Origin of the sequence: Corynebacterium sp. (assembly GCF_030532325.1) — a bacterium.
Lineage (GTDB): Bacteria > Actinomycetota > Actinomycetes > Mycobacteriales > Mycobacteriaceae > Corynebacterium.
The window spans coordinates 210,673-230,835 of record NZ_JAUNLS010000001.1 but is presented as its reverse complement, the minus strand read 5'-3'; the positions used below and the strand labels follow the sequence as shown (position 1 = coordinate 230,835).

Annotated in this window: 21 protein-coding genes; 8 read left to right on the top strand and 13 right to left on the bottom strand. The window is 66.2% G+C overall.

What is annotated here, in order from left to right; genetic code table 11:
* Positions 1-169: 169 nt before the first annotated feature.
* From Q4E25_RS01095 to Q4E25_RS01085, 3 genes are all read right to left on the bottom strand, one after another.
* Positions 170-868 carry an ATP-binding cassette domain-containing protein gene (locus tag Q4E25_RS01095; RefSeq protein WP_303153066.1) on the bottom strand — a complete coding sequence of 233 codons (699 nt, stop codon included), beginning with the start codon at positions 866-868 and terminating at the stop codon, positions 170-172.
* A gap of 70 nt (positions 869-938) precedes the next feature.
* Positions 939-1,604, bottom strand: coding sequence for a response regulator transcription factor (locus tag Q4E25_RS01090; protein WP_303153064.1), 666 nt, complete (start codon positions 1,602-1,604; stop codon positions 939-941).
* Positions 1,601-2,650 (bottom strand): sensor histidine kinase, encoded by a 1,050-nt coding sequence (locus tag Q4E25_RS01085; protein ID WP_303153062.1) that lies wholly within the window; start codon positions 2,648-2,650, stop codon positions 1,601-1,603. Before Q4E25_RS01085 ends, Q4E25_RS01090 begins: the two co-directional genes overlap by 4 nt.
* A gap of 370 nt (positions 2,651-3,020) precedes the next feature.
* Here Q4E25_RS01085 and Q4E25_RS01080 point away from each other — a divergent pair, with 370 nt between their 5' ends.
* Positions 3,021-5,123, top strand: a complete 2,103-nt coding sequence (locus Q4E25_RS01080; protein ID WP_303153060.1) for a BCCT family transporter — start codon at positions 3,021-3,023, stop codon at positions 5,121-5,123.
* A gap of 28 nt (positions 5,124-5,151) precedes the next feature.
* Here Q4E25_RS01080 and Q4E25_RS01075 read toward each other — a convergent pair whose 3' ends face one another.
* The gene (locus Q4E25_RS01075; protein ID WP_303153057.1) at positions 5,152-5,625 is read right to left on the bottom strand and encodes a hypothetical protein; all 474 of its coding nucleotides are present in this window, start codon (positions 5,623-5,625) and stop codon (positions 5,152-5,154) included.
* A gap of 2 nt (positions 5,626-5,627) precedes the next feature.
* Complete coding sequence (locus Q4E25_RS01070) at positions 5,628-5,888, bottom strand: helix-turn-helix transcriptional regulator (protein ID WP_303153055.1); 261 nt, start codon at positions 5,886-5,888, stop codon at positions 5,628-5,630.
* A gap of 97 nt (positions 5,889-5,985) precedes the next feature.
* Here Q4E25_RS01070 and Q4E25_RS01065 point away from each other — a divergent pair, with 97 nt between their 5' ends.
* Both Q4E25_RS01065 and Q4E25_RS01060 read left to right on the top strand, forming a co-directional pair.
* Entirely contained in the window at positions 5,986-6,435 is a 450-nt protein-coding gene (locus Q4E25_RS01065) for a PH domain-containing protein (protein ID WP_303153053.1), read from the top strand.
* On the top strand, positions 6,432-7,922 hold the full coding sequence (locus tag Q4E25_RS01060; protein WP_303153052.1) for a PH domain-containing protein: 1,491 nt from the start codon (positions 6,432-6,434) through the stop codon (positions 7,920-7,922). The genes Q4E25_RS01065 and Q4E25_RS01060 overlap by 4 nt, the downstream gene beginning before the upstream one ends.
* Here the strand turns inward: Q4E25_RS01060 and Q4E25_RS01055 are convergent.
* The 5 genes from Q4E25_RS01055 to Q4E25_RS01035 all read right to left on the bottom strand — a co-directional run bounded on the left by Q4E25_RS01055 (position 7,888) and on the right by Q4E25_RS01035 (position 13,095).
* Positions 7,888-8,184 (bottom strand): FeoC-like transcriptional regulator, encoded by a 297-nt coding sequence (locus Q4E25_RS01055; protein WP_303153051.1) that lies wholly within the window; start codon positions 8,182-8,184, stop codon positions 7,888-7,890. The two genes, Q4E25_RS01060 and Q4E25_RS01055, sit on opposite strands and share 35 nt — an antisense overlap.
* Positions 8,185-8,198: 14 nt before the next feature.
* Complete coding sequence (gene feoB / locus Q4E25_RS01050; RefSeq protein WP_303153050.1) at positions 8,199-10,160, bottom strand: ferrous iron transport protein B; 1,962 nt, start codon at positions 10,158-10,160, stop codon at positions 8,199-8,201.
* A gap of 6 nt (positions 10,161-10,166) precedes the next feature.
* Positions 10,167-10,412, bottom strand: a complete 246-nt coding sequence (locus Q4E25_RS01045) for a FeoA family protein (protein ID WP_303153048.1) — start codon at positions 10,410-10,412, stop codon at positions 10,167-10,169.
* Between the two features lie 192 nt (positions 10,413-10,604).
* Positions 10,605-12,515, bottom strand: a complete 1,911-nt coding sequence (locus Q4E25_RS01040; protein WP_303153046.1) for a pyruvate kinase — start codon at positions 12,513-12,515, stop codon at positions 10,605-10,607.
* 109 nt (positions 12,516-12,624) lie between these two features.
* A complete protein-coding gene (locus Q4E25_RS01035; RefSeq protein ID WP_303153044.1) occupies positions 12,625-13,095 on the bottom strand; it encodes a tRNA (cytidine(34)-2'-O)-methyltransferase in 471 nt (156 codons plus the stop codon).
* 38 nt (positions 13,096-13,133) lie between these two features.
* On the opposite strand from Q4E25_RS01035, the gene Q4E25_RS01030 reads away from it, so the two are divergent.
* Together Q4E25_RS01030 and Q4E25_RS01025 are read left to right on the top strand one after the other, a co-directional pair.
* Complete coding sequence (locus Q4E25_RS01030; RefSeq protein ID WP_303153042.1) at positions 13,134-13,991, top strand: bifunctional methylenetetrahydrofolate dehydrogenase/methenyltetrahydrofolate cyclohydrolase; 858 nt, start codon at positions 13,134-13,136, stop codon at positions 13,989-13,991.
* Positions 13,991-14,362, top strand: coding sequence for a DUF3017 domain-containing protein (locus Q4E25_RS01025; protein WP_303153040.1), 372 nt, complete (start codon positions 13,991-13,993; stop codon positions 14,360-14,362). Before Q4E25_RS01030 ends, Q4E25_RS01025 begins: the two co-directional genes overlap by 1 nt.
* 32 nt (positions 14,363-14,394) lie before the next feature.
* Here Q4E25_RS01025 and Q4E25_RS01020 read toward each other — a convergent pair whose 3' ends face one another.
* Entirely contained in the window at positions 14,395-15,498 is a 1,104-nt protein-coding gene (locus Q4E25_RS01020) for a homoserine O-acetyltransferase (RefSeq protein WP_303153038.1), read from the bottom strand.
* 42 nt (positions 15,499-15,540) lie between these two features.
* Positions 15,541-16,872 (bottom strand): O-acetylhomoserine/O-acetylserine sulfhydrylase, encoded by a 1,332-nt coding sequence (locus Q4E25_RS01015; RefSeq protein ID WP_303153036.1) that lies wholly within the window; start codon positions 16,870-16,872, stop codon positions 15,541-15,543.
* A 168-nt stretch (positions 16,873-17,040) separates the two neighbouring features.
* Between Q4E25_RS01015 and Q4E25_RS01010 the strand changes: the two genes are divergently transcribed.
* Positions 17,041-17,481 (top strand): hypothetical protein, encoded by a 441-nt coding sequence (locus Q4E25_RS01010; protein WP_303153033.1) that lies wholly within the window; start codon positions 17,041-17,043, stop codon positions 17,479-17,481.
* Between the two features lie 23 nt (positions 17,482-17,504).
* Here Q4E25_RS01010 and Q4E25_RS01005 read toward each other — a convergent pair whose 3' ends face one another.
* Positions 17,505-19,082: a cytochrome c biogenesis protein CcdA gene (locus Q4E25_RS01005; protein ID WP_303153031.1), complete on the bottom strand. Its 1,578-nt coding sequence runs from the start codon at positions 19,080-19,082 to the stop codon at positions 17,505-17,507.
* Between the two features lie 161 nt (positions 19,083-19,243).
* Between Q4E25_RS01005 and Q4E25_RS01000 the strand changes: the two genes are divergently transcribed.
* Positions 19,244-19,420 (top strand): hypothetical protein, encoded by a 177-nt coding sequence (locus Q4E25_RS01000; RefSeq protein ID WP_303153028.1) that lies wholly within the window; start codon positions 19,244-19,246, stop codon positions 19,418-19,420.
* A gap of 9 nt (positions 19,421-19,429) precedes the next feature.
* Positions 19,430-20,032, top strand: coding sequence for a sigma-70 family RNA polymerase sigma factor (locus tag Q4E25_RS00995; protein ID WP_303153026.1), 603 nt, complete (start codon positions 19,430-19,432; stop codon positions 20,030-20,032).
* Positions 20,033-20,163: the final 131 nt, after the last annotated feature.

Sequence of the window (20,163 nt, the reverse complement as noted above, 5' to 3'; positions counted from 1 at the left end):
TTCCGCTCCTCCACTGCCAGTCACGCGTGCGAGAATGAAGGTGAGCAACGCGAGGGGGAGGCTGAGCAGCGGCAGCCACTGCAAGGCCGAGCCGTGAGCGCGGGTAAGTTCGCTGCGCAGATAGTTGCTGAGCGGAATCGTTGCACGTGCATTGCCGCGCTGTCGTGTTCTAGGCACGGCTGCCCTCCAGCGCGGATAGACGGAAGAACTCCTCTTCGAGGTTGCCCTCTGGGGCCAGCTCTTCGAGCGGTCCACTGTAGCTGATTCGTCCTGCGGCGAGGATGGCTACGTCATCGGCGAGGTGCAGGACCTCACCAAGCTGGTGAGAGCTTACGATAACCAATCGCCCCTCGCGTGCCCACGAACGAAGGAGGACACGCAGCTGGGCGATGCCTTGCGGATCAAGGCCATTGTGTGGCTCGTCGAGGATGAGGATTTCCGGATCTCCCAGGATGGCTTGTGCCAGAGCAAGGCGGGCCCGCATGCCCGTGGAGAAGGTCTTTACCTTTGCGCGGCTGCGAGCGTCTAGGCCTACGACGCGCAGTGCGCGCCCGGCCTCAGCGCGGGGAAGCCCTAAAAGACGCGTATGTACGAGGAGGTTGTCGAGGGCACTCAAGTGCTCGTACAGGGCGGGCTCGTTGATGCTTGCTCCAATATGCCCCGTGTGCGCAATGCGGCCTGCCGTCGGAGTGATCAGGCCGACGATGGTGGAGAGCAACGTGGACTTTCCCACGCCGTTTCTGCCCAGCAGAGCAAAGACCTTGCCGCCGCGTAGCTCCAGCGAGATGTCCTGGAGAATTGGATCGGAGCCGTAGCCGGCGGCCACGTGAGACAGAGTGAGGGTGGGATGCGTTCTGTTTTCAGCCATAGCGTCAACACTGCGCTGCCCGCATAGGAAGCACATCGGCGCGGCGGAGGAAACTCTGAGGCTTCTTCTCCTACCGCGGTAGGAGGCCGGCCTTGAGCGCTGTGAGTACGAGTGCTACCCGGTCGCGAGCTGCCAGCTTGCTCATGAGTGCGGAGACATGTGTTTTCACGGTGGTTGGTGCGATGTGGAGGGCCTCGGCAATCTCCGGATTGGTTGCACCTTGGCCCACCAGCAGAAGGACGTCACGCTCGCGGGAGGTAATTTGTGCGATCCCCTGGCGCTGGGCTGGGCTGAGCTCGCCGCGCCCGCCGATTGCTGCGCGGTACGCGTCCAGCACCCCGCCCGTGACTGCGCTGGCGAGCACGGATTCGCCGCGTGCGACGCAGCGGACTGAATCACATAGCTGGTCTGGGTCGGCGTCCTTGAGAAGAAAGCCGTGAACGCCGGCCTCGAGTGCCTCGCGGACCAAGCCATCATCATTAAACGTGGTCAAGATGATGATGCGCACCGTGGGATGCTGTGCCCGGATGAGGCGGGCCGCGGCGATGCCATCCATTCCCGGCATGCGAATGTCGAGAACAGCGACGTCAACGAGATGTTCACGGCAGGCTGCGACGGCAGCACGGCCGTTATCAGCGGTGCTGACCACGTCAATATCGGGCTGTGTGTTGAGGATTGTGGACAACGCTGTGACGAGCAGCGCTTGGTCATCAGCAAGGAGAACTCGGATAGTCATGACAGAGCTCCTGGAGGAAGTGTGGCACACAGGCGGAAGTGGTGGGCATCCCCTGAGACGGAAAGTGCTCCGCCGAGGGATTCCGCGCGCTCGTGTAGCCCAGTCAATCCGTTGCCGGTGCCGTGAGCGCCGCTGGGCGAGGGGTGAGTGGTGCGGGACTCGACGTCAATGCGCACCTGAGGAGAGTAGTTGATACTGATCTGAACCTCGGTGCCGGGACCTTGGTGCCGCACGACGTTGGTGAGGGCTTCTGAGACGATGCGCACCACGGCCAACTGCGTCAGTGCCGGCAGTGGGGGCGAGGGTGGTGGAGCACTATCGGCTGCGACGAGCAAACCGGCATCGCGGAATCCGGCAATGAGTTCAGGAAGATCTGCCAGCTGTTGTGTGGGTTGGCGGTCCGCGGAGGAGGCGTTGCCTTCCGAGCCGCGTAGGGCATGGACGATGGAGCGGACATCGCCAAGCGCAGCATCGGCGGTATCTCGCACATTCTCGAGGGCTTCGCGCGCGGCCTGCGGCTCCTCGCGCGCCGCCACCAAGCCCGCGTTGGCCTGCACCTTGAGCAACGTGAGGGAATGCGCCAGCACATCATGCAGCTCGCGGGCGATGAGCAGGCGCTCCTCCCGGTGGGCCGCGGCCTCGCGGGCGCGACGGTCCTCCTCCTGGCGGCGCATGTAGCGGGCCAGGCTAAAGACAGCACTCAGCAACAGCCAGTGGAAACTAATGCCGAAGACGAGCTGGGTGCCCGTGCGGTAGTGCAAGGAAAAATCATCGAGATCGATGTGCCACATCACCGGTGAGAGGAAGCTGGCGGCGAGCATCACGGCGTACATAATCGCACCGGCGTTGCGCTGGGCGCTGTGGCGCGTGGTGCTATAGACCGCTAGCGGCGCGGCCAACAGCCACGGTGAGTAGCCGGTGTTGGCGGGCAGCGCGGCAAGCCAGGTGATGCTCCACCCGGCCAAACACACGGTGAGCCACGCGGCGCTTGGGACAGGGCGCGTGCGCCACCACAACAGTCCGGGGATGAATGCCCACGACAGCACTGCTTGCGCTATTCCCACTGCTGAGGAGGCATTGAAGGAATAGAAAAGGGCGAGTGCCGCACCCGCGATGGTGAGCAGTACGTCCCCTAGACGCGGCCGAACCCACACAGGGGTGGAAAGTGCGTGTACAGGGGATCTCACCACTGCGAACTTACCAGCCAGGGGGTGGCGTCAAAATGTGGGTAGGCCCGTATTCAGGGAAAACGCCAGGTATGGTGGGTGGCATGGCTCCCCGCAAATGGGGAGCCATCGGCTATAGGCGCGTCGGCGCGTGGCCGAATTAAACCAAGTTCACAGTACTGAGTACAGAGTAAGAAAGCCCTGCACGGGGCATAGAGCTGATAAAGCTGAAGAAAATATAGGTGCATTAATGGAAGAGCGGAAGAAATCCGGCGCACGTTCCGTCGATGCGCACGGAATTACAGAGCCAGACAGCGTCACCCCGGACGTCGCGAGCCGAAGCCGCACGCGCAGGGCGCGGCGCATCCTCAAGGACATCGTCTACCCGCACAACATTCACCCCGCGTTGGTGCCGGGTGTCTCGATTGAGGAACAGAAGGTCAAGTACAGCATCGATAAGCCCATCCTCATTACCGTCGGCGGGCTCATCATCGCCTTCGTGCTGTGGGGTGTCACGCGCCCGCAGCAGGTCTTTGATGTCTCCTCGGCGGCGCTGTCGTGGGTGATGTCCAACCTGGGCTGGGTCTTTACCATCCTGGCGGCCAGCCTGCTGTTTTTCCTGCTGTATCTGGCGTTTTCTAAGTTCGGCAGGATCCCCTTGGGGCTCGATGGCGAGGAGCCGGAGTACTCCACGGTGAGTTGGGCGGCGATGCTCTTCGGCGCCGGCATTGGCATCGGCATCATCTTCTTCGGCCCCTACGAGCCGCTGACCTACTACCTGTCCCCGCGCCCGGGGGCCTATGAGGCGGCGTCGGCAGAAGCACAGTTGGGAGCACTGGCGCAGGCGGCCATGCACTGGGGAATCAACGCCTGGGCTATCTATGCCGTGGTGGGCCTTGCGGTGGCCTACGTGTCCTACCGCCGCGGGCGTGTGCCGCTGATGAGTTCCATCCTGCAGTCCTTCCTGGGGCCGAAGGGCACGCAGTCCACGCCCGCGCGCATCATTGATGGTCTGGCGATTATTGCCACGCTCTTTGGCACGGCGGCCTCCTTGGGCATCGGCGCCCTGCAGATCGGCCGCGGCGTCACCGTGGTCACCGGCTGGTCCGCGGAGGGCAACGCGGTGGCCATCGGCATCATCGTGGTGCTGTCCATCGGCACGATCATCTCTGCGGTATCCGGCGTGGCTAAGGGCATCCGGTGGCTGTCCAATATCAACCTGGGCCTGGCCCTGCTGCTGGCCATCTTCTTCTTCGTGGTGGGCCCCACGGCCTTCCTGGCCAACATGCTGCCCTCGGTGATCGTGGAGTACATCTCGACGTCCCCGGAGATGCTCTCGGCCAACATGGCGGAGAGCGAAGATATGGAGACCTTCTTGTCCTCGTGGACCACGTTCTACTGGGCGTGGTGGGTGTCCTGGGCGCCCTTCGTGGGCATCTTCGTGGCCAAGATTTCCCGCGGCCGCACCATCAAGCAGTACGTGCTGGGCGTGCTCTTCATCCCGTCGATCATCATCGTCGCGGCCTTTACCATCCTGGGCGGCACGACGATCTGGCTGCAGCGCAACTCGGCGGATCCCATCGCCCCGGATGGCACGATTGATTCGATTCCGGCGGCTGAGGATATCTTCTTCATCGTGCTGGATCACCTGCCGGGGGCGAATCTGATTGCCCCATTGGTCATCGTGATGCTGGCGGTGTTCTTCATTACCACGGCGGATTCGGCGTCCATCGTGAACTCGCAGCTGTCCCAGCGCGGCAACCCGCAGCCCAACAAGCTGGTCACCATCTTCTGGGTGGTGTGCATGGCCGGGATCGCGGTGGTCATCTTGCTCTCTGGCGGCGACCAGGCGCTGCGCGGTTTGCAGAACTTCATTACGGTGACCGCCTTGCCGTTCGCGGTCATTATTGTGCTTATGGTGGTGGCGTTGATGCGCGAGCTCTCCTCGGATCCGGTGGTGATCCGACATCACTTTGAGGAGCAGGCGCTGGCCAATGCGGTGGTCCACGGTGTGCGCGAGCACGGCGATGACTTTGCCCTGACGGTGGAGGAGACGGCTCATGATTCCGAGTACGCCACCGGCGCCGAGTTTGACTCGACCTCCGAGGAAGTCACGGAGTGGTACGTGCGCACCGATGAGGACGGCGACCCCGTGCCCTATGACTACGAGACGGGCGAGTATATCTCCGAGGAGGAGGCCCGTGACTTGGGGCACGCGGACATCCAGGAGCTGGTGGAGAGCTGGGAGGAAGCCGCGCTTGACAGCGCCCCCGGCACCGAGAAGTCCGGCACCACAGAATCCAGCACCGAGCACTCAGGCACCCAGCAATCAGGCACCGAGGACAGCAAGTAACCTGCCCTCGCCCCATCGGCCGCGGCGGCTACTCGCTAGAGATGAGCTCGTCGCGGCTGATTTTTCCGGCCAGGCTGCGTGCCACGGACAGTGGGATCCACACCATGAGGCCCATGAGCAGCTTGAAGTAGATCTGGGTGACAAAGATGCCGTCCATCATGGGCACAAAGCGCGTGCCCACGGCGATGACGCCGGTGAGCAGGAACATCACCATGAGCACGATGAGCGCGTTGCGCAGGCCGTCCTCGCGGGCCTCGGCGTGCTGCTGCATCTGGTATTCATCGAGATCCTCGGTGCGGATGTCCGCGTAGCCGATGGCCTTGCGCAGCTTCGAGGTAAAGAAGGACGCCAGGATTATGCCCACGGCGGCAAGCATGAACGAGCCAAACACCGAGGTGAACTGCAGGGCGATGGAGAGGATGATGAGCACGATGCCGACGTCGGCTCCGGTGGTGTAGAGATTGCGGGCGCGCACGGCCGAGGTGGTCTTCTCAGAGGTCATGGCTAGTCCTTCCGGTAGATCTCGTGGGACATGGGGGTGAACTCGGTGCGGGAGAAGACGGCCTCCACGGGCAGCTCGAAGTACTCGCAGATGTTGAAGGCGAGGTCCAGGCTGGGGGAGTGGTCACCGCGTTCAAGCGCGCCGATGGTTTGGTGGTTGACGCCGATGGCCTCGGCGAGCTGGGCGCGCGAGATGTCCCGTTCAGCGCGGAGCACGCGCACCCGGTTGTAGAGGGGCTTGCTGGGTTTCTTCTTTGGGGACATGCACCACAGTGTTGTATAAACCCAACGTTCTGTCAATGGTTGCAACAGAACTGTCGTTTACTCATCACAAAATCCCAAGATGTTAGGCTCAAAGACCGTGAATCCTGTATCCCGCAAGCTCGTGACCGCGCGCTACATCCACCACCTGTCCTGGCAAGCCTTCTTTGCCCTCGCGGCGGTGCTCGGTGGCTACTTCTGGCACAGCTGGCTCTACTGGGTGGCCGGGGCCTACGTGCTGCTCATGGCCTACTGCCTGTGGCTCATTCCCGCGCAGGTCAACAACATGGGCTGGCAGGAAACCGCGGACGAGCTGCTCATCACCCGCGGCAAGCTCTGGCACACCTTCACCGTGGTGCCCTATGGCCGCATCCAATTCGTTGACGTCACCGCCGGGCCCATCGAGCGGGCCCTGGGGTTGAAGCGGCTGGAGATCCATACGGCGTCGGCCAGCAGCGATTGCACCATCAAGGGCCTGGAGGCAGGCGATGCCGACGCCCTGCGCGAGCGCCTCGCCATCAAGGCCCGCGAGAGGATGAGCGGGCTGTGAAGCGCCAGCTTATCGATTCCGACGGTTTCCACCGCGTCCACCGCCTCACCCCGCTGCTGCGCTTTTGGTCAATCATCCTGGCGCTGCTGGCGGTTTTCGCGCTCAACCTCAATGCCTCGCTGCTGGGCGACGCCCTACGCTACCTCCGCAGCGGGCGTCTCAGCGAGATCGGCCTGGGCACGCTCATTGCGCTGGGCGGCTTCGTGCTGGTGTGCTTGGTCATTTGGTTTGTCTCCGAGCTGTGGTGGCGCAAGCTGGGCTTCGCGCTGGGCGAGGATGACGTTGCCCTGCGCCACGGCGTGTTCACCACGGCGTTTCGCTCCGCGCGTTATGAGCGCATCCAGGCCGTCGACGTGGTGGAGCCGGTGATCGCTCGCCTCTTTGGGCTGGCCGCGGTGCGCGTGGAGACCGCCGGCGGGCGTTCCTCGGCCATCGAGATCGGCTACCTGCGCAAGGCCGAGGCTGAGGGCCTGCGCGCGGAGCTGCTGCACCGCGTGCATGGCGTGGACGGCGCAGATAGCGCGGACGGCGCTGGAAGCCACGCCGTGAGCACCGCCGTGAGCGACACTGCGAGCCACACCGCTGCGGAGGAACCCGCGCTCATCGAGGAAATCCCCATCCGGCGCACGCTGTGCTCGGAGCTGCTGCGCCTGCCCACGCTCCTCACGCTGCTGGGCATGCTGGTGCTGGTGTGCTTCCCGCTGACCCGCGCGCTGGCGGTGCCGATCATCGTGGGCTGGTTCCCCTCGGTATGGAACCTCATTGACACCTCGTGGCGGTTTTCCGCGCGCCATGAGGAGGGGCGGGACGACGTTAACCTCGGCTCCGACCAAGGTGTAGTGCACATTTCTTACGGCCTGGCTGATCGACGCCGCCAATCCATCCGGCTCTCCCGCATCCATGCGGTGCGCGTGGCCCAGCCCACGCTGTGGCGCTTCTTTGGCTGGTACGAGGTGCAGGTCTCCGTGGCTGGCTACGGTGCGATCGGCGGCGGGAAGCAGTCCGGCTCCACCCGCATCCTGCCGGTGGGCAGCCGCGAGCAAGCCCTCGCGCTCTTCGCGCTGGTCTCCGAGCTTTCCCACGCGCAGATCGAGGCCTACGCCCGCCCCGAGGGCTACACGCAGCCCACCTACACCTCGCCGCGCCGGGCCATGTGGGCCAGCCCCGTGGATTGGTCCCGCCAGGCGGTGACCCTAGTGGAGGGGCCGCGGCCGGTGGCCATTGTCCATTCCGGGCGCTGGTGCCGCCGGGTGGCCGCGGTGTCCACCCCGCACATCCAGGAGCTCACCCTCGTGGTGCGGCCGCTGGGCCACCTGCTTAGGCTTCACGACGTCCGCTTCGACCTCGTCACCGGCCCCGTCCGGATGACCGGCGCCGAGCTGGATCCCGCCGATGCACAGGATCTGCTGCAGCGCCTGCGGCAGCGCAGCCTGCCGCCGCTGGAGGCCCCGGTTAGTGAGAGCGGGGAGCGCGGCGGCGCAGACTGAGCATGACGGGCCCGCGGGAGTGGCCCGCCGAGCCGCAGGCCGAGGCCGCCGCGCAGGAGCCGCAGCCGCCGCTGGGGCACGCGCTCATGGTCTCCACGCTGAGATCCCCCACCGCCTCAAGGTGGGCCAGGATGAGGTCGACGGTGCCCGGCTCCAGCCCCGTTCTGCGCGCGATGCCGGCCCGCGAGCCGGCGCCCTCGGCCATGGCGGCGCGCACGGCGTCGATGGGGCTGAGCCTGTGCGAAGAGTTCCGTGAATCCATGGTGAGGCCCGGCCTTAGAGGAAGAGCTTGAGTACTTGGAAGGCGGCCACGGCCAGCACCCACGCGGTGACCAGCTGTACACCGAAGCCGAAGAGCGTCCAGCGCCAGCCAATCTCGCGCCTTTGGGCGGCGATGGTGGCCACGCACGGCGTGTAGGCCAGCAGGAAGAGCATGTAGGCCCACACCGCGGCCAGCGTGTGGCCGCCGGAGGCCTCGGCGAAGTCCGCGCGGACGTGATCACTCAGCGCGCTGGAGGCCTGCTCCTCCGGGGCGGAGTCAGTGACGTCCTCGACGGCGTAGGTCTGCGACCACGTGGAGATCAGCGCCTCCTTGGCCACGAAGCCGGTGACCAGGGGGCCGGCCAGGGACCAGGAATCAAAGCCCGCTGGGGCGAAGGCCGGAGCGATGCTGCGCGAGACCGCGCCGTAGACGGAGTCCTCCGGGGCGGGTGGCTGGCCATCGGCCAGGCTGGTCGAGCCCGCTGCTGCGCCGAAAGGGATGGCCATGAGAAGCCACACCACAACGACGGTGCTCACGATGATGCCGCCGGCGGTCTGCAGAAAGCCCTTGAGGCGAGTCCACATCACGCTCAGCGCCAGGCGCGGGGTGGGCAGCTGGTAGGTGGGTAGGTCAATGACCAAGGCCTCCTCCGGCACCGCGCGCCACAGGGTCTTGCGCAGCGCCAGGCCCACCAGCACTAAGAGCGCGATGGAGATGATGTACATGGCAAAGACCACGTTGCCGGCGTGCTCGGGGAAGAAGGTGGAGGCCAGCATGACAAAGACCACCAGGCGCGCCGAACAGGAGGTAAACGGGATGAGCAGGGAGGTCATGATGCGGTGGTGCGGGCTGCCCAGCACGCGGGTGGCGGAGATCGCCGGGACGTTGCAGCCAAAGCCCACGACGATCGGGATGAAGGCCTTGCCCGGCAGGCCGATGGCCCGCATGACGCGGTCGGTGACCACCGCCGCGCGCGCCATGTAGCCGGAGTCCTCCAGCACCGCCAGACACAAAAACATCAGCGCCATGAGCGGGGCGAAGGTGAGGACCATGCCGACGCCGCCTATGAGGCCGTCGACAAGCAGGCCCGTGACAAAGCGGTTGCCCAGGCCGATGGCCTCCAGCCCGGAGCGGGCGGCGTCACTGAGCGGGCCGGTGACCAGTGCTTCCAGGCCGTCCTGCAGGGGCGCGGCCACGGTGGTGGTGATCTGGAAGACCAGCCACATCACCGCCAGGAAGAGCAGCGGGCCGGCCACGGGGTGCAGGGCCACGGAGTCGAGGCGGTGGGACAGCGGGGTGACGTGCTCGACCTCGCGCACGGCGGCCTTGGCGGCGGAATCGAGATCCGCAAAGCGTGCGTCGAGCGAGGTGTCCGTGCGCAGCACCACCGGCTCCTCCTGCAGGCAGGCCAGCGTGCGCTCGCGCAGGGCGTCGAGCCCCTGGCGGCGGCGCCCGTCCACGGCAAAGACCGGGATTCCGGTGGCCTCCTCGAGGGCGCGCGGATCCACGCTGTGGCCCTGGGCCTCGGCCACGTCCAGCTTGCTCAGCGCGATAATGAGCCGGTAGGGGTGCTCGGCTAGCTGGAAGGCCACGTTGAGGCCGCGGGCTACGGCGGTGGCATCGACTACGACGATGACGGCGTCGGGGCGCTCTTCGTCGGCGCAGTCAATGAGCATGGAGCGCGTCAGTGCCTCATCGGGGCTGAGCGGATCTAAGGAGTATGTGCCGGGAAAGTCGATGAGGTCGGCGCTGATGGTCTCCGACTCGCAGTGGGTACTGCCGAGCTTCCACGCGCCGCGGCTGACCTCGACGGTGGTGCCCGGCCAGTTGCCCGTCTGGGCCTTGGCGCCGGTCAGGGCGTTAAAAAGGGTGGACTTTCCGGAGTTGGGGGCGCCCACCATGGCGACGATGGGCGAGCCCGCAGGGGCAACCGCCCCGCCGGGATGGCCGTGGCAGCTGGGGGAGGTTGTGGACATCGCGGCCTACACCTCGATGGCGCGCAGGGTGCGCTGATCGATGGCGTAGCGGCACGCGCCCACGGAGACAATGCGCGCGCCGCCGGCCACGCGCTGGCCCATGGTCAAGGTGGCGCCGGGGCGAATGCCCAGCTCGCCTAGGCGCAGCGCCAGGGCGGCATCGCACGTGCAGGAGACGCATTCCTGCCCCAGGGTGACGGTGCAGCCAGGGGGCAGGGTATCGGCCGTGGAACGGGGGCAGCTTAGCGTCATAAGAGAACACCTTTCCAGTCCGCCTCGCTGGGGAGGCAGTGGCGCGGAAGCGGCTTGATTGTAGCCGTCTATAACTGCTTATAGGTTACCCTTACTTAGGGTAGCTTTGTCTAGTTTAGGGTGTTCTTAGAAAGCGTGATACTGCGCACAGCGGCCGGGCCCGCGGCGGCGCTGCCTGGGCCTCATCAAGGCTTAGTCCAGGGCGTGCTTCCACCCCGAGACCTGGCGCAGGCGCTGGCGGTTCTTCAGCCGCGACCGCCCCAGCGTGTGCGACATCCGGTCCAGGATGGTGATGGCCTCCGTGATGTGCGGGCCCTTGTTGAGCATGACGCACTCGGCGCGTAGGGCGTAGCCGGCGTCGGTGATCTCCGCGCGGGAGGGCAGGCCGGTCTTGGCCAGGTTCTCCAGGATCTGGGTGGCCATGATGACTGGGATGTGCGCGGCCTCGGCCACCTTCATGATGCGCCCGGGCACCTGAGCAATCTGCTCAAAACCCAGCTCCACGGCGAGGTCACCGCGCGCGATCATGAGACCCACCGTGCGGCGCTGCATGAGCGCGAGCAGGATGCTGCCCAGGTACTCGTAGGCCGGCACCGTCTCAATCTTGAGCACCACGCCGAGCTCGCGCACGCGGCGGGCGGCCTCCTCGGTGGGTTGCTCCTCGGCGATGCGCTCGAGGCAGGCCAGCACCTGCTCGACGTCGTGGGCGGTGCGGATGAAGGAGATCGCCGCGATCTCGCAGTGGGTGGCCACAAAGCGCAGCGCTTCCAAGTCCTCCTCGGTCAGGCTCGGCAGCGGAATATCGGTATCCGGCAGGTTGATGCCCTTAAAGGCGGCGAGCTTGGTGCCGCCCAGCCCGGCGCGGGTGATCGTCACGACGGCCTCAGTATCACCAGCATCACCGGCTCCCTCGTGCGCGGTGCCCTGCTGGCCGCTGTGGCGCACCTGCTTGACGACGCCCTCAATCGCCCCATCATCAAAAAGCACCCTCTGGCCTTCCTCCAGCGCGGTGACGGCCTCCGGGGCGGTGCAGCCGATGGTGGTTGGGCCCGTGGCGGAGATCAGTGCTGGATCCTGCGTGGTGCTCAGCACCAGCTCATCGCCCTGGTGGAGGTGAATCTTCTGCTCCAGCGGGGGAATCCCGCTGACCGTGGCGGTGCGACCCTCGCAGTGCAGCGTGGTGCCCTCGGCCAGGTAGGCGTTGCGCTCACCGTGTAGCACCGCCCAGCCCGGGCTTACCTCGGCCACCTCCCAGGTGCGCGCCCGCCCGCGGGCTTCCGTGCAGGTCACCGTGGCCCCGGCGCGCAGCGCGGAGAGCCACTGCTCATCGGCCTGGGCGTGCACGGCGGGGCGCTTGGCGGCGGGGGAGAGGGGGACGTCGGGGAGCTCGATAGTGGGGGTGCTGGAAAGCACCAGCACCGCCGGGGCCAGCAGCTCGCCGGCCGGGGACTGCGTGCAGCGTACCCGGATCACGCGCGGGCCCGGGGCGATGGAGCCGGTGCGCACCTTGGGTCCGGCGATGTCGCAGGAGATCTTGATCTCGCGGCCTACCTCCTCGGCCGCGCGATGCACGTTGTCCACCATGTGGGCCCACACGTCGGCGTCATCATGTGCGCAGTTGATGCGGGCCAGCTCCATGCCCGCGGCGGCAAAGGAGAGCACCAGCTCGTAGTCATCGGCGGCCTCGCGCGGCAGGGTTACCATGATGCGGGAGTAGGTGCCCTCGCGCGGCTCGCCCAGCAGCGCGTCGGTGTTGGCCTCGAGCAGGGAATCGGCCGAGGCGTAGGCCGTGGAGATGGCCTCGAGCGGGTAGCGCGGAGGGACGTCGTCGTAGGCGTCGAGCACGTTGTGCGCGGCGTGCAGGCGGTCGAGCACCGCCGGCTCCGGGTGGCTCAGGCTGGTCGCGCCCAGGGCGGAGAGGCCGTCCTGCACCGAGACGACGTCGTGATTGCGCAGCGCCAGGTAGCGCACCAGGTTGACCGCGCCCGCCCGGTGATTGGGGGTGACCTTGGCAATCGCCGCGGAGTGCTCGGCGGTGGCCGATTGCACCTCGGAAATCAAGGCGTTGAGCAGCGGGCGAAGCGGTGCGGTATTCGGGGACATTGCGGTGGGCTCCTTTATAGGCAGGTCTCAAGTGCAGGTGCCGCGGTCGGCTCTTCTTATTGTTTCAGTGTTATTGTGCCGCGCCCCAGCCCGCCGCGCAGCGCGGGAGCTAGACCCCGCCGGCAAAGCCCAGCTGGCGCCAGGCCTCGAAGACGGCGGTGGAGGCCGCGTTGGAGAGGTTCATTGAACGGCGCGCCGGGACCATGGGGATGCGCACCTGCTCGGTGACCCGCGGGTGGTTGAGGTGCTCCGGGGGAAGCCCGGTGGGCTCGGTGCCAAAGAGGAGGACGTCGCCGTCCTGGTACTGAACATCGGTGAACCACTTATCCGTGTGGGTGGTAAACGCGAAGACGCGGGAGCCGGGCAGGGCGTCCATGCAGGCATCGAAGTCCTTGTGGATGCGTAGCTCCGCTAGGTCGTGGTAGTCCAGGCCGGCGCGCTTGAGGTGCTTATCGTCGAAGTTGAATCCCAGCGGCTCGATGAGGTGAAGGGTAGCGCCCGTCACCGCGGCGGTGCGGATGGCGTTGCCGGTGTTGGTGGGGATGACGGGATTGTCAAAGACGATATGCAGAGTGCTCATGGGTTTTCAGTCTAGGGATTGAGTCTAGGATGGTGGGCATGAGTGCAACCAAACTTGATGGCAACCTGTACCGCGACGAGATCTTCGAAGACCTAGCGCAGCGCGTGAACGCCCTAAAGGAGAAGGGGATCACCCCGGGCCTGGCCACCGTCCTGGTGGGCGATGATCCCGGCTCTCACTCCTACGTGAAGATGAAGCACCGTGATTGCGAGAAGCTCGGCATCAACTCCATCCGCAAGGATCTGCCGGGCGATATCACGCAGGAGGAGTTGGAGAAGGTCATCGACGAGCTCAACAACGATGACGCCTGCACCGGCTACATCGTGCAGCTGCCGCTGCCGAAGCACCTCGATGAGAACCGCATCCTCTCCAAGATTGACCCGGAGAAGGACGCCGACGGCCTGCACCCGGTCAACCTGGGCAAGCTGGTGCTCAACGAGGAAGCCCCGCTGCCGTGCACCCCGAACGGCTGCATTCACCTGCTGCGCCGCTTCGGCGTGGAGCTGGACGGCGCCAAGGTGGTGGTCATCGGCCGCGGCGTGACCGTGGGCCGCCCGATCGGCCTGATGCTCACCCGCCGCAGTGAGAATTCCACCGTCACCCTGTGCCACACCGGCACCAAGGATCTGGCCGCCGAGACCCGCAACGCGGACATCATCATCGCCGCCGCCGGCAAGGCGCACATGCTCACTGCGGACATGGTTAAGGAGGGCGCTGCGGTGCTCGACGTCGGAGTCTCCCGCGTGGACGGCAAGCTGGCTGGCGACGTCGCCCCGGACGTTTGGGAGAAGGCCGGCTACGTCTCCCCGAACCCGGGTGGCGTGGGCCCGCTGACGCGCGCTTTCCTGGTCAGCAACATTGTGGAGCGCGCAGAAAAGCTGGCGCAGCAGGCCTAATGGCTCGGCACGCGCGCACGGAGCAAGCGGATGAGGCGGTAGCGCAGGCGCCGCGCTTGTCCTTGCACAATCCTCACGACGTCGGCCTTGCCCCCTCGCCCCTGCCCGCAGCGGTGCAGTGGGCAGGCATCGGGCTTTTCGTGGCCGCGGTGGCGCTATCCGGTGTCTACGCGCTGCTCGATCACTGGCGCCGCGCCACCTTCCTGCTGGGTGGGGCGCTGATGTGGCTATCGGTGGTTCGCCTGACCTGCGACTCACAGAAGGTGGGCATCCTGGCGGTGCGCTCGCGCCGCTTCGACGCCACCTTCACCGGCGCCCTGGGCGCGGCGATGGCCTTTTTGGCGTATTCCATCGACGCGCTGGGCAGCTAGCTGCTTGGCCAGCTGCGTGAGGGGGTCTCGGTTCAGCGCCGCGCACTGAGCCGGAGAAACTGCCGCAGGATGCGGTCCATCTGGCGGGACTCGGTGAGGAAGGCGTCGTGGCCCACCGGCGAGAAAATCTTGGCGATGCCCATCAGGTTGCCCAGGTTGCGCGAGAGGTGTTCCTGCTGGTGGTAGGGGTAGAGGATGTCGGTGTCCACACCGACGACCATCGTGGGCACCGTCGAGTTGCCTAAGGCGCGGTTGAGGCCGCCGCGGCTGCGGCCGATGTCATGCCGGTTGAGAGCCTCGGTGAGCGTGACGTAGGAGCCGGCGTCGAAGCGCTCCACCAGCTTGGTGCCCTGATAATCCAGGTAGGAGTTCACGGCGAAGCGCTGATCCCGGCGGCGGTGGGGCCCGAGCGGGTTTTCCCCCGCCTGTGCCTGGACGCCGAAGCGCTCGTCTATTTCCTGCTCGCCGCGGTAGGTCAGGTGCGCGATGCGGCGCGCGGCCGCCAGGCCTTCGCGGGGAGCCTCGCCGGCGTAGTAGTCGCCGCCCTGCCACAGGGGATCGCGCTCGATGGCGGAAATCTGCGCGGACTGGATGCCGATCTGCCACGCCGAGGCGCGGGCCGAAACCGCGATGACGCAGGCGGAATCCACCATCTCCGGGTGCAGCAGCGTCCACTCCAGGGCGCGCGCACCGCCCATGGACCCGCCGACGACGGCGTGCACGCGCTCGATGCCGAGGCGATCCAGCAGGGCCTGTTCCGCCTCGACGAGATCGCGGATGGACAGCGCCGGGAACCGGCTTCCCCAGGGCGCCCCGTCCGGGTGCGGAGAGCTCGGCCCGGTGGATCCGTTGCACCCGCCCAGGGCGTTGGTGGCGATCACACACCAGCGGTCGGTATCGAGCGCCTTGCCCGGACCGAGCAGATCGCCCCACCAGTCAGCCACGTTGGAATCCCCGGTCAGGGCGTGCTCGACGAGGATGACGTTGCTCGCGCCCGCCTCATCCACGGTGAGGGTGCCCCAGCGCTGGTAGGCCAGGGAGGCGTCGTCAAGCACAGCGCCCGCCTCCGTGCGGAATGTGCCGATGGGAACTACGGTGCGCTCGCCTTCGGGCGCCAGCTGGGGGAGTTGGGTCATCCTCGCTACCTTTACGTGGCCTGGTGTGACTGACGGGGTGGATTAGAGGGCTGCGAAACCTCGCTCGAGGTCAGCGATGATGTCCTTGACATCCTCGATGCCCACCGAGAGGCGGATAGTGGCCTGGGTGATGCCCGCGGCGGCCAGCGAGGCCTCGTCCGACTGCGAGTGGGTGGTGGTGGCCGGGTGCACCACCAGCGAGCGGGTGTCGCCGATGTTGGCCAGGTTGGAGTGCAGCTGCAGGGCGTCGATGAACGCCCACGCGGTCTCGCGCGCGTCCTTGCCCTCCGGCACGGTGATGTCAAAGGAGAGAACCGAGCCGGTGTAGGAGTAGCCCAGCTTCTCCTTGACGGCCTTGTACGGGGAGGACTCCAAGCCGGCGTAGTTGACCTTGGCGGTCTTGGGGTGGGACTCCAGGAACTCGGCGACGGCCTGGGCGTTTTCGTTGTGGCGTTGGATGCGCAGCTCCAGGGTCTCGATGCCGTTGAGGGTCAGCCAGGCGTTGAAGGGGGAGATGGTGGCGCCGGTATCGCGCAGCAGGCCCACGCGGGCCTTGAGCGCGAAGGCCGGGGCGCCGAGGTCGGCGTACTTGAGGCCGTGGTAGGCCTCGTCCGGGGTGACAAAGTAGGGGAAGACGGGCTTGCCGTCGCGCTCGACGGTCCAGTCAAATTTACCGCCGTCGACGATGACACCGCCGAGCGCCGTGCCGTTGCCGGTGTAGAACTTGGTGGTCGAGGCCACCACGATGTCCGCGCCCAGATCCAGCGGGCGGGCAAGTGCCGCGGTGGCGATGGTGTTATCGATAATCAGCGGCACCTGATTGGCGTGCGCGACCTCGGCCACGGCCGGGATGTCGAAGACATCGGCCACCGGGTTGCCAAAGGTCTCACCGTAGAAAGCCTTGGTGTTGGGGCGTACGGCCTCCTGCCAGGAGCTGGGATCGTCCGGGTTATCCACGTAGCTGACCTCGATGCCCAGGCGCTTGAGGGTCACGGTGAACAGGGTGCTGGTGCCGCCGTAGAGGCGCGGGGAGGTCACGATGTGATCGCCTGCGGAGGCGAGGTTGAGGATGGCTGCGGTCTCAGCGGCCTGGCCGGAGGCGAAGGCTACGGCGGCCACGCCGCCCTCCAGGGAGGCGATGCGCTCTTCCAGGGCGTCCTGGGTGGGGTTGGTCAGGCGGGTGTAGACGGGGCCGGAATCGGAGAGGTCGAAGCGCGCGGCGGCGTGGGCGGCGTCGTCGAAGACGTAGGAGGCGGTTTGGTAGATGGGGACGTTGCGGGCGTTGAGGAAGCCGTCCAGGTTCTGGCCGGCGTGGACGGAGCGGGTGGCGAAGGACCACTCATTGACTGCGGAATTGTTGTACTTGGTTGTCATGCTTGGCAAGACTAGACCAAGCGGTTCACGTCACAAGGGGGTTGCCGCGAAGATGCAGGCCACAGGGTGAATAAAAATAGACAGAGCAGTCGGGAATGGGCGGCGATTGTGACGGAATGGTTACCGTTAAGCCCTTGAGCCTGGGGGGGAACTCTTTACGCTGGGTTTATGTATTTTCTTGCACTCTTCGGGCTGGTCCCGCTTGTTCTTGTCTGTGCCGTGGCCTGGGCTGTCGCTCGCCGCACGGGGGCCCGCCCGGCGCCGCTGGCCGGGGTGCTCGGCGGCATCGCCGTGGCCGCCTGGCTGCTCGTGGCCCCAGATGCGTTGGTAGATAGCTGGCTGCTCTTTGCCATCCCGGCGATCTTTGTGGCCCTCGTGGCCTTTCCCTCCTCGGTGGGGGCGGGCCTGGTCAACGCGGCGGTGCTCGCCGCGGTGGTCGTGGTGGGGCTGGGAATCTATTCCCTCTCCGGCAGTGGCGATGGCACCGCTCTCGACGGCACGGGCTACCTGCTGTTCTGGCTGGCCATCTTCCTGCCCGGCGCCGTGGTGGGCGTGGGGCTGGGCGCGCTCTTGCGACGTGGGGCGGACGGCAAGGCTGCAGCGGCTTAGATTCGCCGCTGGGGTACCGCAGCCTAGCCGAAGGTAAAGGAGTAGAGCCTCAGGCCCTCGCTGACCTCCAACTCAATGGTCTCGATGTTCTCCTCGCCCTTGATGAGGTCCACGGTGCCGTCCTCGGTGACGGGGAAGACCCGCGTGGATCCGTCGGCGCGGTGCAGCGTGATGCTGCCCTGGCCGGAGACCACCAGTTGCACCCACGCGGCGTGGTAGTTCAGCCGCAGCCGCGCGCCTTCGCCGGCGGTGATGGGCTGGCCCTCCAGCGTCCACGTCCCGCCCAGCGAGTACTGGCCTAGCTCCGGGGTGCCCAGCTGGAACTCGCGGGTGCCGGGGGAGTAGTTCTCGTTGGCAAAGTAGCGCGCCCGCGCGGTTCCCAGGTAGGTCTCCGGGTTGCGCATCGCGGTGGTGGCGGAATCGGCCTCCTCCAGCGGGGCGGGAAGTGCTACCTGCGGGTCGCGCTCGCGCAACAGCTCGCGCACAAGCTTTTCGGTCTCGGCGTAATCGCCCTCGCCGTGGTGGGACTCGCGCAGCACGCCGGTGCTATCCACCAGGTAGTGCGCCGGCCAGTACTGATTGTTGAAGGCCTGCCAGGTGGCAAAGTCGTTGTCCTGGGCCACTGGGTAGGAAATCCCCTGCTCCTCAACGGCGCGGCGCACGTTGGCGGCCTCGCGCTCGAAGGCGTACTCCGGCGCGTGAACGCCCACCACCTCGAGGCCGTAGTCCTTGTAGTGCTCGTAAAGCTTGACCAGGTGCACGTTGTTGCGCTGGCAATTGATGCAGGCATAGGCCCAGAAATCGATGAGCGTGACCTTGCCGTTCGTACGCGGATCAACGGGGGAGTCCGTGTTGAGCCAGCCGCTGAGCCCCACCAATTCCGGCACCAGATCGCCCGCCTTGCTTGCCGAGGCCTCCCCAATCACCGCTTCCTGGCCCACACTGGGCAGCTTCTGCTGCAGCCAGGCCGGCGCCCCGCCGGCAATCGCCAGGGCCATGGCAATGACCACGACGCCGGCGGTGATGCGGACGCTGCGCTGGTGGCGTCGGAAAGCATCGACGCGCTTGCCCACCTCGTTGCCGCCGAGTGCGAAGGCCAGCAGCGGGATGGCCACGCCCGCGGCGAAGGACACGCTCAACGCGAGGATGCGGGCGTCGATGCTGCCCGTGGCCCCGGCAACTGAAATCGCGGCCAGCACCGGGCCCGCGCAAGGCACAAAGACGATGCCCATGGCCAGGCCCACGGCAAAACCGCCCTTATCGCGGGCCTTATTCTGCAGGGAGCTGGCGTGCGGCAGCTTCTGGAAGGGCCACTCGAGGAGCTCCTGGAAGCGGGGAAAGATCATGCCCAGGCCCACGAGGATGAGCAGCCCGATGCCCACCTTCCACACGATGTCCGTCGGCAAGTGCAGGGCGCTGAGCACCGTGGTGGCAAAGAGCGTGACGAGCGTGAAGCTGGTCACCAGCCCGCCGACCACCTGCCACGGCCGCCACCGCGAGCCGCCGCTAACGGCGAGGACCAGCGGCAGCACCGGCAGAATACATGGCGAGATGCCGGTGATGAGGCCACCGCTGAACCCGATGAGCAGGGTAGATAACATGAGATTCCTTTCTCCATGCCAGTGAAAGCTTGCATCCATCACTTCGGAGCGCACCCGGCAAGTGGATTGCAAGAAATTTTTTCCAATCCACCCCGCGCCCCGGCTCCGAATGGGTGGTGAGAGGGACGGAAAGGCCGGCCCACAACCGCAAGGAGAAAACCGTGAACAAGCTTCTGACCACCACCGCTGCGCTCGCCTTCGCCGCCGCCAGCCTGGCCGCGTGCAACAACGCGCAGGACACCAAGAAGATGGAGCCCAGCTCGGAGATGATAGCGCCCGAGTCCGACGCGATGATGAGCTCGGAGATGATGGCGCCCAGCTCCGAAATGTCCCACTAGCACGGCGTTATGACCGCCCCGCCGCTGGAGGTAAGCTCTCACCCCGTGCCAACGTTCACCGCCGAAGAACACGCGCGACTCAACCACCTGCTGGTCGAGTCCGCCGCGGGCGATAAGCGCGCCTTCAGCCAGCTTTACGACGCCCTCGCGCCCTCCGTCTACAGCGTGTGCCTGCACGTTCTGCGAAACCCCGCGCTGGCGGAGGAGGTGGCCCAGGACGTCTTCGTCGAGGCGTGGACGAGCTCCGCTGCCTTCGATCCCTCGCTGGGTACCGCACGTGCGTGGGTGGGCAGGATGGCGCATGGGAGGGCCGTCGACAAGCTGCGCAGCCACGTGGCCAGCGTGCAGCGCGACGATGCGCACGCCAAGCTCAGTGATGCCGCCGTGAGCATCGAGGAGGAGGCGCTGGGCAACGTGGAATCGCAGCGGCTGCGCGCGGCGGTGGAGAGAATCGGCGAGCCGCATCGCACGGCGGTCATGCTCGCCTTCTTCGATGGATTAAGCCACGCTGAACTGGCAGAATCAACGTCTGTGCCGCTGGGGACCGCGAAGACCCGCGTGCGCGACGGCGTGAAGAAACTGAAAAGGATCCTGGGAAAGGAGGGGCGATGAGCTCAACACACGAGTTCTCCGATGAGACTTTTGATGACTTCCTTGACTCCCTTCCCGAGGTCACCCCGCCGCCCGCGCTGAAGGACAGGGTCTTCGCCCAGCTTGACGGCGCTGGGTCTGACGGCGCTGGG